General features: G+C 65.5%; 9 protein-coding genes. 6 read left to right on the top strand and 3 right to left on the bottom strand.

The genetic code is table 11. From position 1 onward, the window contains the following. Positions 1 to 203 precede the first annotated feature (203 nt). Together JGU66_23965 and JGU66_23960 are read left to right on the top strand one after the other, a co-directional pair. A complete protein-coding gene (locus JGU66_23965; GenBank protein ID MBJ6763841.1) occupies positions 204 to 1,367 on the top strand; it encodes a beta-lactamase family protein in 1,164 nt (387 codons plus the stop codon). A gap of 207 nt (positions 1,368 to 1,574) precedes the next feature. Then, positions 1,575 to 3,824, top strand: a complete 2,250-nt coding sequence (locus tag JGU66_23960; GenBank protein MBJ6763840.1) for a M4 family metallopeptidase — start codon at positions 1,575 to 1,577, stop codon at positions 3,822 to 3,824. A gap of 145 nt (positions 3,825 to 3,969) precedes the next feature. On the opposite strand, the gene JGU66_23955 is transcribed toward JGU66_23960, so the two are convergent. The 3 genes from JGU66_23955 to JGU66_23945 form a co-directional block, all read right to left on the bottom strand. After that, positions 3,970 to 4,398, bottom strand: a complete 429-nt coding sequence (locus JGU66_23955; protein ID MBJ6763839.1) for a hypothetical protein — start codon at positions 4,396 to 4,398, stop codon at positions 3,970 to 3,972. A gap of 290 nt (positions 4,399 to 4,688) precedes the next feature. After that, entirely contained in the window at positions 4,689 to 5,384 is a 696-nt protein-coding gene (locus tag JGU66_23950) for a hypothetical protein (GenBank protein ID MBJ6763838.1), read from the bottom strand. Between the two features lie 139 nt (positions 5,385 to 5,523). Continuing rightward, on the bottom strand, positions 5,524 to 6,051 hold the full coding sequence (locus JGU66_23945; GenBank protein ID MBJ6763837.1) for a hypothetical protein: 528 nt from the start codon (positions 6,049 to 6,051) through the stop codon (positions 5,524 to 5,526). A gap of 162 nt (positions 6,052 to 6,213) precedes the next feature. Between JGU66_23945 and JGU66_23940 the strand changes: the two genes are divergently transcribed. The 4 genes from JGU66_23940 (at position 6,214) to JGU66_23925 (ending at position 10,540) form a co-directional block, all read left to right on the top strand. Then, a complete protein-coding gene (locus JGU66_23940; protein ID MBJ6763836.1) occupies positions 6,214 to 6,492 on the top strand; it encodes a hypothetical protein in 279 nt (92 codons plus the stop codon). Positions 6,493 to 6,569: 77 nt separating this feature from the next. After that, positions 6,570 to 6,917: a hypothetical protein gene (locus tag JGU66_23935; protein ID MBJ6763835.1), complete on the top strand. Its 348-nt coding sequence runs from the start codon at positions 6,570 to 6,572 to the stop codon at positions 6,915 to 6,917. Between the two features lie 126 nt (positions 6,918 to 7,043). Continuing rightward, entirely contained in the window at positions 7,044 to 9,431 is a 2,388-nt protein-coding gene (locus tag JGU66_23930; GenBank protein ID MBJ6763834.1) for a hypothetical protein, read from the top strand. Positions 9,432 to 9,640: 209 nt separating this feature from the next. After that, positions 9,641 to 10,540 (top strand): hypothetical protein, encoded by a 900-nt coding sequence (locus tag JGU66_23925; protein MBJ6763833.1) that lies wholly within the window; start codon positions 9,641 to 9,643, stop codon positions 10,538 to 10,540. Positions 10,541 to 10,546 lie beyond the last annotated feature (6 nt).

Genomic DNA, 10,546 nt, shown 5'->3' with positions numbered 1-10,546 from the left:
GGTCATGAGCCTCTGCCTTGCACCGTACTCTCTTGTTACCCGGCGCTCCAGGCATAGACATTTCAAACGGGATTAGCGGGCTCCAATCCCATCGGGCCGTCCCCATACAACGTGGGGGTTTGACCCATCCAAGCAGGTATGGCCAATCGCGTGGGGCATGGATGGACTCGACGGGAGTTGGCGGAAGTCCGCATCATCTGGACATGCCCCTCGGTCCCCGCCCCCTCTCGCTGTTCGCCGTCGGTGTCCTGACCTTGTCCGTCGGATGCGCCAGCACCGCGGTGAGCACTCGCACCTCCTCCATGTGGGACTTGGGCGCGGTCGATGCCCTGTTCAGTGAGTACACGGGCGAGGAACAAGCGGGCGCCAGTGTCATCGTGGTCCAGGATGGGCACGTCGTTCTTCGCCGCGCTTACGGGCAGGCCCAACTCCTCGCCCCGGTGCCGGCCACGCCCGAGAGCCACTTCCGACTCGCCTCCCTGTCCAAGCAGTTCACGGCCACCGCCATCCTGTTGCTGGTCCAGGACCAACGCCTGCGGCTCGACGATCGCGTCGTTGACGTCCTCCCGGGCTTCCCGCCAGCGCTGCGCGAGGTGCGTGTGCGCCACCTCCTCCAGCACACATCCGGCGTCTGGGATTACGAGGCCTTTGTCCCCGATACCCACCCTGTCCAGGTCAAGGACCGCGATGTGCTGGAGCTGATTGCCCGCACGGACCAGACCTACTTCCCGCCAGGGACGCAGGTTCGCTACAGCAACTCGGGCTACGCCCTGCTTGCCCTCATCGTGCAGCAGGTCAGCGGCATGCCCTTCGCCCAATTCCTGCGCGAGCGAGTCTTCCTCCCGACCGGTATGGCCACCACCGTGGCCCACGAAGAGGGCATCTCCACCGTCCCACACCGTGCGTTGGGTTACGCCCCCGCGCCCAGCGGGTTCGTCCCCTCGGACCAGAGCCCCACCAGCGCTGTCCTGGGCGATGGCGGCATCTACTCATCCATCGATGACCTCGCCGCGTGGGACGTGGCCCAGGAGGAGCACCGCATCCTTCACGCGGACCTTCAATCCCAGGCATGGACTCCGCCGGTTCTTCCCGATGGATCGGTATCCACGTATGGCTTTGGCTGGTTCGTCGATGACGACCAGGGCCTCCGACGCCTGTCTCACCATGGCGAGACGTGCGGCTTCACCAATGCCATCGTGAAGTACCCGGAGCGGCGCCTCACCGTCATCGTCCTGACGAACCGCCGCGGGTGGACGCCCTGGAGAATCGCGCAGGAACTCGCGGACATGAGGCTCGGGAGGCAACCCCAGACGGATCCCCAAGCCGTCCACCCCTGGCCCTTCGAGGCGATGCCCAACGCTCGCTGACCCGCCGGGCCTCCCCTGCCGCCTTCGGCGCAGACGCACATCGTGGCGTTCCGAGCCCCCGCACTCCAGCGACACGGCCCTCCTCCGCCGTGTCTGAATGCAGCGGCATTTCCATACAACGCTGACGCCGCACCCCACTCGCCCCACATTCACGAATAAGCAGCAATTCGCCACAATAAGGCATCACTCGAAGTGGGGGAGTCTTCGATGACAAGCGCGTTGAGAAGTCTATGGGCAGCCTGGGCTGGCCTGTCGCTTTGCATGGGCGGCATGTCAGCGGAAGCCTCGGCGGATGCGCAGGCGACGAGCGAGCAGGACATCCAGGCCGCGCTGAAGAATCTGCACGATGCGCGGAGCCTGGGAACGCAAGGAGGCATTCCCTATTTCATCCGAGGCGACCTCGGGCGAATCGACAGTGGCTCGGAGGCGCAGCAACTGCGCGCCGCGCCTCGAGTTCAGGCGTCGCTGCGAGGCATTGCCCCCGCGTTCCGCTTGCGCGCCGAGGACCTCGCCCTGTCGAGCGTGAACGTCGACGCGATGGGCCATCGCCACTTGCGCTTCCAGCAGTTCAAGAACGGCCTCCGCGTCGTGGGCGGCGAGCTGCTCCTCCACGCGGACGTCACCGGACGCATCTATGCGGCCAACGGCTCGGCACGCGACGGCGTGACGGCGGCGGTGACGCCTTCGATCTCGGAAGCCGTGGCCCTGCGCGTCGCGGTGCACGACCTGGACGTCACGGCTCCCGAGGTCGAGCGCCCTGCTCCGCTCGTGTACTTCCTGGGCGAAGACGACCGCCCGATGAGACTGGCCTATGAGGTGCGCGTCACCGGACAGCGCGGTGAGCTCCCCGTCGATGAGCGCGTGTACGTGGACGCGGAGACGGGCACTCGGCTGGCCGTCCACTCGCAGATCCAGACGGCGCTGAATCGGCAGGTGTACTCCGCCAACAACGGCACCTCCTTGCCCGGAACGCTCCGACGTTCCGAGGGAAGCTCGGCCACCGGCGACACCCACGTGGACATGAACTTCGGCCACCTGGGCACCTTCTACCAGTGCTTCTTCCAGAACTTCGGCCGTGACTCGTTTGACGGAGCGGGCGCGCGGCTCCGCAGCTCGGTGCACTACAGCTCCAACTACGTGGGCGCCTTCTGGAATGGAACCCAGATGGTGTACGGCGACGGTGACGGCGTGAACGCCATCGCGCTGGGAAAGTCCCAGGACGTCACGGTCCATGAGCTGACCCATGCCGTGACGACCTACACCTCGAACCTCACCTTCTCCAACCAGTCGGGTGCGCTGAGCGAGTCGCTGAGTGACATCTTCTCCGCCTTCTGCGAGTCCTGGATGAAGGGCTGGGTCATTGACAGCGGCGTGTACAAGATTGGCGACGACGTGTGGACGCCCGCCATTCCCAACGACGCCATCCGCTACATGAACGACCCGGCGCTGGATGGCGCCTCGCTCGATTTCTACCCGAGCTACACGACCGGCACGGATGTGCACTACAGCTCTGGCATCGCCAATCTGGCCTTCTATCTGCTCGCGCAGGGTGGCAGCCACCCGCGCGGCAAGACCACCAACATCGTGACAGGCATTGGACTCGAGAAGGCCGGACAGATTTTCTATTGGGCCAACACGAACCTCTTCACGCCCAACACCACCTTCGAACAGGCCAAGCTCTACACGCAACAGGCCTCGGACATCCTGGGCTATGGCTCCGGGGTGACCCACTCCATCGAGGGCGCGTGGCGCGCCGTGGGGGTCGCGCCCCTCGGAGTCTTGGAGCTGACCAACAACGTGCCCGTGTCCGGACTGGGTGGCGATACGGGCGGCGCGCTGTACGCCGAGTTCGTCGTGCCGAAGTCGCCAGATGGCGCGCCCTGCACGGAGTTCGCCCCGGGCGCTCCGGATGCCCGTTCGCTGGTGTCCACCCCGAGCAAGCTCACCATCACCCTGAGCGGCGGCACGGGCAACGCGGATTTGTATGTGAGGTTCGGGGCGCAGCCCACGCTCACCACCTTTGATTGTCAGTCCGCGCTTCCTGGCAATGAAGAGGTCTGTGCGTTCGTCGCCCCGACGCCCGGGCGGTACTACATCATGGTGTATGGCAAGGCGGACTACACCAACGTCACCCTGAAGGCTTCGTTCACGTCCGCCACGTACGACCCGGCGATGCGAGGCAACATCGCGGCGGGAGAGCAGATCCTGTATGGCCCGCTCTGCGTCACAGCAGGAAAGAAGATCCTGGCCACGATGACCGGGACGGGGAACCCAGACCTGTATGGCCAATGGTCTCAGCCCCCCACCCTGGTCAACTACACCTGTCGCTCGAACTCCGGAACCGCCACCGAGCAGTGCCTCATGACGGTGCCGGCCGCGGTGAAGAACGTCTACTTCCTGGTCTACGGAAGCGCGGCGGGCACCTACGACCTGAAAGTGAACTTCAACGCCCCATAGCGAGGGAGGTGCTGGATCCGCCTGGGCGAAGGCGCAGGGCGTGCCGTTGCCCCTGAACGGCACGCTCGGATTCGCGAGGCGCCCGCGCCTCCTCCGTTGGGCCTCTACACAACCGACGCGTCGATACGCTGCCTGGCGACCGGCGTCAGGACCACAGCCCGGAATCCAGCGTGTCGAGCAAGGTCATCGCGACCTGCGGCGTGGGCAGGCCCACTTCGGAGACGAGGCGGGAATCCACGGGGGCCGCCATCTCCTCGCGCAGGAGCGCGACCGCGCGTCGCTGAGCTTCTCGCACCGCGGACTGCTCCTGCGGCGACAGCCGAGGGCTGCCCCACTGGTGAATGTCCCAAGACAGCTCCGCGTGGTGCGTCTCGTCTTCGGCGATCCGGACCATGGCCTCGCGGACCTCGGCATCCCGCGCCTTCAGCGCCTGATGGTGAGCGACGAGCGCACCACAGGTCTCGCGCACGCAGCCCTCCACCGCGTTGTCCAGGATGACGTCCAGCAAGGGACGCAGGGGGCAGTTCGTCGAGCCCCAGGCTCGAGGTGCTGCACTCGGCGGGCGAGTAGCCATCCAGGTCCACAAATTGACCGCAGCCCTCCAGGACCCGCGGGGTGGCAAACGAAGCACGTAACGCCCGGGAGAAGAGATGGCGCAAGCGGGGTGTATTCACGAGGAGGCTCCAGGGCAGTGAGACACCTGCCGGCACAGCAACGGCGATGCCAGAGCCACACCTCGGCGTCCAGCTTCAGGGCTCGCCGAGACTCACCGTGACTTCAGCGTCTTGAAGACATCTCCCCGCCCAAGGGGCCCACCTGGGCGGGACTCACGTCATCTTGCGTCACGCGGGCCCCTCCCTCCGGTCAGGTGCCTTCCACTCGCATCGGGATGGGGCGCGATTGCGCCTCGATGTCTCCCGAGGCCTGGACGTGGAGCACGACCTGTTTCAAGTCCGTGCCCTCGCGGCCTCCGGCGCCTTGATTGGCGATGACATCAAAAGAGCCATCGGGATTGGCCCTCACGCCTCCCTGGCCCACCCGGTGCGGGACGTAGGTGTAGCCCGAGGCGAAGACGAGCAACGTGGCTTCCTGAGCCGTGTCGATGTCCCCCAGCAGCATGCGGAGCGCCTTCACCGTGGCGTAGGTGTGAATGTCGTCACCTTGAGTCGTGACGATGTGGAACGCCGTGCAGGTCTCCGCGCAGACCGGATTGAAGCCCTTCGAGCCCCCCGTCCGCTTCAGACACTCCTGACACAATGCGGCGTCCGTGGCCGTTCCGCAGGTCTCTCCCGATTGAGACACCGTGATGAACGATGGCTCGCCAGGCACGACACGCGCGACCGTTTGCCGCAGCTCGATGGAATCCGGCGCGGAAGGGATGCGCAGGCCATCCAGGACGGGATACCCCTTCGGGTTCAGTTGGACCTCGCTGAATCCGTCAAGTTCGCTCTCGCCGTCAGCGGTGACATCTCCCCCACCGCAGCCCGCGAGCCACATCGACGTGGCGAGACAGAGCCGGAGAATCGGATGGATGCGCTGGCGAAATCGCGTGGTCGTCACGAACTGTCCCCCTGAGAGTGGAAAGCGCGCGGCGATAGCAACGAGGGTGCCAACCGTGCGTCCTGGGAGACGGCCCACCCACGTGCCTCAGAGAGTTGAGGCGGCCTCAAGATCCTGAGACGGCGAACAGGTGCTGAGGCTACGCGTCCTCGATGTCGACGAGGTTCTCCAGGGTCCCCGCGTACACATGGTCGTAACGGTAGCCCGTCAACGTCTGGCAGACCTCGAGAGGGACCGAGAAGACGTAGTCCACGCCACGGCCCTTGGCGCGCTGCTCCGCGAGCAATCGCTGTCGAATCCCCATGTAGCAAGGGGGTGGCGTACCGGTCGCCTCGATGTGGAAGCGGTTCAGACTGGCGTGGTGCTCGATACTCCAGAGCATCTCTCCGTCGCGATAACCCCGGGCGAGGGACGACATGGAGGTCTCGTCCGCGTACAACTGAAGGACCTCTCCCTGCTCGGACAACGCGCACGGAATGTCCTCGTCATAGCCCCGGATGTAATTGCTGATGGAGTTGAACGAGATGAGATTCCAACCCGAGGGCAGGACGGTGCTGGTGATTTTGTCCGAGTCGAAGTCCGACGGTGCCTTCGTCAGCCCGAATGCCGACCACAGCGCGTCCATCTCGATGCCCCGCGTCGCGATCCAGGAAACGTGAAACCCCAAGAGCTGCCTCCGCGTGAAGCCCCACCCGAGCAGGCGGGTACGTCGTTGGATTGACGGGCGGAACACTACCGCAGGCGTCTGACAGATTTGAGACTCCAGGCCCACCCGTGCTTGGCTCAGCCGCGCTGCACTCGGCGCAGTCCCTCGCCTCACGGAGGAAGCATGAAGAAGACCCTGATGCTGCCGTGCGCGTTGTTGTGGCTCACCGCTTGTGGTGGATCCGAGGCTCCGGAGCCCACTGCCCCAGACTCCAGTCCCTCGTCGCTCGTGTCGCAGGAGGCAGCCATCGGACCGCTGTACTGGTACACGTGCAATCTGCCCTGCCCCACCGGGTATTGCCCCACCAGCTCCGTCTACTACCCGGACTGCATCCCCTACGGCTCGTCCACGCGGTACACCTGCACGCCGTGCAGCGGCGGAGGCGACCCCACGCCCCCGTGAGTCCCGTCGCTTGATCCGCACGATCCGGCGAAGCGATGGCTTTGCCGGATCACTTTCTCCGTGTCATCGGAGTGGCCATGACAGACAGCGCGTCGTTGCAGGAGACGGTGCCCCCGTCCGGGGCGGTCCCCACGAAGCAAACGGGAGTGGTGCGCACGGGCGTCAGCAGTCTGGTGGGCATTGCCCTGCTTCCGTGGGCGGTCGCGCAGGAGTGGAGTTGGAACCTGTTCATCTTCGAGCCCATCGCGCTGGCACTCGGGATGGTCCAGACCGGCATCGCCCTGTGGGCCCTGCTCGCAATGAAGCCCGCGAGACCGGACTTGGCGCGGCTCGTCACCCACTTGAAGGTGCTCGCCTGTCTGGCCCCGCTCATGACCGGCTGCGCCATGGTCTATGCGTGGACCCATACCCACGGCGGCTGCTGAACTCCGAGCCTCGTGGCCCGCTCCTGGCGCGTGAGCGGACCGCCGCGCGCCGGAAATAATGCGCCACGAAAATCCCACCGCGCTCCTCCTGGGGACGAGTCCCTCTCCCCCTCGTAGGAGCCTCCCATGGGTTTTGACTTCGGAGTCCGTTCCCGGCCGACCGCGGCCCCCCAGACGCAGCAGGCCACGACACCCGCCGCAGCCACGCAAGCGCCCCAGGCCACGACGGGTCCCGCTCAGGTCCAGGATGGGTTCGATCCTCCCGCGCGAATCTACGGATCCACGCTCTCAGGGGGCGATGCTCCTCCCGCGAATCTGCCTCCCGCCAATGTCCCTCCCGCCAACGTCCCGCCCGTCACCGCGGCGCCGTCACCCGCGGAGGAGAGCGCCCGAGTGGATGCGGAGAAGGTGGCAGAGGCGTTCTCCAAGGATGGCTCGGACAAGGCCACCAAGAAGCTGGAGGAGTTCGTCAAGAATCACCCGAACGACCCCGCCTATGCGGATGCCCTCATCGCTCGCAGTGACGAGACGCTGAAGAAGATCTCTGAGTCGGTGGTGAAGGAGGGAAACAATCCCATCTCGCTCGTTCCCGGTGGCAAGGCGATGGATGACCTCCAGCGACTGACTCGGCTCGCGGAAGCGGCCAGCCCTGCCGGACGCGCCCAGCTCGGTTCGCGGCTGGCCGAGGCCATTCCCGACTCAAGCAAGATTGGGCCGCTGTCAGATGCCTTCAAGCTCCTGGCGAAGGAGGGACGCGGCGCCCTCATTGACATGACGATGGCGTCAATCGAGGCGAGCAAGCCGCAGGCCGCGAAGGAGATGACGGGGGTTCGTCTCAAAGAGGTGGAACGCTCCACCGACAACCTGGAGGACGCCCAGAAGAAGGCCTCGGAGATGGACGCGCGTCTGCAGTCAGACCTCGCCCAGTTCGGCCAGGCGATGGAGCCAGCACAAATCTCCGAATACCAGAAGGCATTCTTGGAGAAGCACAAGGACGTCTACGACGCGGTCGATGCCGCGGCGAACGACCTGGCCGGGGTGCTGGATCGCAATCACGCCGCGCTCGAAGCCGCGGGAGCTGGCGGCGACAAGGACGCCGCCAGCCAGCTCTATGATGGCTACAAGGGGCTGGCGCATGCCCCGGGCCACGCCGATGAAGCCGTCCAGTGGATGGGCCGCGTCGCCCAGGCCCCCAAGGAGCAGAACCCGTTCTTCGCGACCCTGGAGAAGGACCAGGGGAAGGACTTCCAGAAGAAGCTTCGTGACGAGTTCCTCGCGCCAGCGATGCCCCTTGTCCAGGCGGAGATTCTCGCGAACAACTCTGGCGGCAGTCCCGAGGAGGCGAAGAAGGCGGCCTATGAGCAGACGTCGGCCATCGTGACTCCGCTCAAGGGGGCGGCAGCATTGACGGGTGTGGCGGACGACATCAGCATGCTTCTGGCCGTCACGGGCCCATCGCCACTCCCCATTTCTCGCGATGCCCTCGCCGCGAGCCGGCTGCTCTCAGGATGGGGGGACAAGAACCCCTTCGACAAAGCCGTGTCGGTGATGGCCGTCACACAGAGCGCCTTCGGGGCAGTGGGGGCGGCTCAGGATGGAGATTACTTGGAGACCATCCGCAACTCGGCGGCGTTCGCGGATGGCGGCCTGGAGTTGTCCGCAGGAGTGCTTCACACGTTGCGATACTCATCGGCCGGCACGCTCCGCCCGATGGCGAATGGGTTCGCGAACCTCAGCGCCGATGCGGGCGCAAAGTTCGCTCCCGTGCTGGGGATCGTCGCCGATGGCATCCAGATGCAGAAGGACATCCAGGCTGTCCTCAAGTCACCGGACAATGCGGGGCGCTACTTGGAACTGGTGGGCACCGGAATGTCCCTCGGTGGGGATTTCGCCATGCGCGCGGGCCCGGTGGGGCTGATGGGTGGCCTGCTGCTCAAGGGCGTGGGGGCGGCGCTCAATGGCTTTGGCGGCGTGGTGGCGTCCGTCATCGACGGGAACAAAGAGAAGAAGAACCTCACCAAGGAGCAGGCGGAGCTGCTCACCCGCGCCACGGGACTCGACGACAAACAAGCGAAGGAAGTCATCAATGCTGGAAGCGATGACCTCCAGCGACTGCAAGCGCTCGGTGTCACGCCCACGCAACTCCAAGACCTGGCAAGGGACCCCAACGTCAAGCTGGACTCGCTCGCCACCGCGCTGTTGACGAAGACAGCCATTGGCTTCGGACTCCACGGGCAGGACGTCGTGGACCTGCTCAAGTCGTATACGGGAGGCGACCAAGACCGAGTGACGACAGCGCTCGCGCGGGCGTTCAACACCACCGAGGCGAGGGGTGGCGCCGCCAACAGGGACCTCTCTGCGTACCGGACCAAGCTGCATGAGATTCTCAGTCCCAACGAGAAGGGTCGGGCCATCCTGGCCGTGCTCGATCGCGCGCAGAGCCCGAACGTGGACTACGGCGCTTTCCTCCGCGCTGACATCCTCAAGGGTGATGGCATCGAGGTCTCCGCCTGACCTCCGTCACGTCGGCGACCAGGGGACGCGTGAGCACTTCGCGTCCCCTGCCCGGCCTACGCACTGACAGACAACAGCTTGTCTGAAACTTTCCCACCCAAATCCATGCATCAAGGAGGAGGGCCTGGTTTGTCTTGCATTTCGGTTGAGCGGACCCGTGGCGCACGCTAAGCCGTGGAATCATGGCCAAAACAGGACTCCCCCTTGTCGTGGCGTTGGTTGCACTGGCTGGCTGTTCACCGGAGGTTGGGCCTGTCTCCGGCGCTCCCCAGCCGGGGACGGCGCCCCCATCCCAGACGTCCACCGCGACGCTCGCGCGGGGATGCCCGCTGCCGGATCACCCCACTCCGGACTGCACCGGCGTGCCCCCGGGAACGGTGCTGACGAACTTGCCGCTCAATGACTCGGGAACCACCTACCGCGTCACCACCGCGGGTGCCGTCATCGATGGCAAGCACATCGCGGGGAACCTCCTCATCGCCGCCAACAACGTCACCGTCGTGAACAGTCAGATCGACGGCACGGTCATCAACGAAGACGGCCCCAATCACTATCCGTTCACCATCACCGACTCGACCGTCGGTCCGGCGACCGGATGCATCACCGCCCCTGGCGTGGGCGAGTCCTCCTACTCCGCGCTGCGGGTCCACGTGCGCGGCCATGACGACGGCTTCCGGATGTCTGGCAACAACGTGACCATCCGCGACTCGTTCGTGAAGCAGTGTGCCAATGCCGCCAGCCACGCGGATGGACTCCAAGCCTACTGCCCCGACGCGGCCTGCACCCAGCTCGCCTTCGAGCACAACACCGTCGACGCGCGCGGCATCGACGCGACGTTCATGGTGAACCTGGTGGACCCCAACGTCGGCGGGGTCTCCGTGCGGGACAATCTCCTGATGGGCGGCGCCTTCACCCTCGTCACCGAGTGGCACTCGGGCGCTGCTTGGGAGATCCATGACAACCGCATCGTCGACGGCGCCTGGGCCTATGGTCCGGCCAGCGCCGAGGGGACGTGCAGCCACCAGAACTGGTCTGGCAACTCCATCGTGACCATCGATACCACCTACGCCATCACGTCCACCGTCAGCCCCCTCGCCTGCATTGACTAGGAGCGG

The organism is Myxococcaceae bacterium JPH2 (assembly GCA_016458225.1).
In the GTDB taxonomy this organism is placed as follows: Bacteria; Myxococcota; Myxococcia; order Myxococcales; family Myxococcaceae; genus Citreicoccus.
Note: the sequence above shows the minus strand (reverse complement) of the source record. Positions and strands in the feature narration are given on the sequence as shown.

Bases quoted from the DNA above. Each gene is read 5' to 3' on its own strand.
- JGU66_23935 (MBJ6763835.1), top strand. From the start codon at position 6,570: ATGACAGACAGCGCGTCGTTGCAGGAGACGGTGCCCCCGTCCGGGGCG.
- JGU66_23955 (MBJ6763839.1), bottom strand. From the start codon at position 4,398: ATGGCTACTCGCCCGCCGAGTGCAGCACCTCGAGCCTGGGGCTCGACG.
- JGU66_23940 (MBJ6763836.1), top strand. From the start codon at position 6,214: ATGAAGAAGACCCTGATGCTGCCGTGCGCGTTGTTGTGGCTCACCGCT.
- JGU66_23930 (MBJ6763834.1), top strand. From the start codon at position 7,044: ATGGGTTTTGACTTCGGAGTCCGTTCCCGGCCGACCGCGGCCCCCCAG.
- JGU66_23960 (MBJ6763840.1), top strand. From the start codon at position 1,575: ATGACAAGCGCGTTGAGAAGTCTATGGGCAGCCTGGGCTGGCCTGTCG.
- JGU66_23965 (MBJ6763841.1), top strand. From the start codon at position 204: ATGCCCCTCGGTCCCCGCCCCCTCTCGCTGTTCGCCGTCGGTGTCCTG.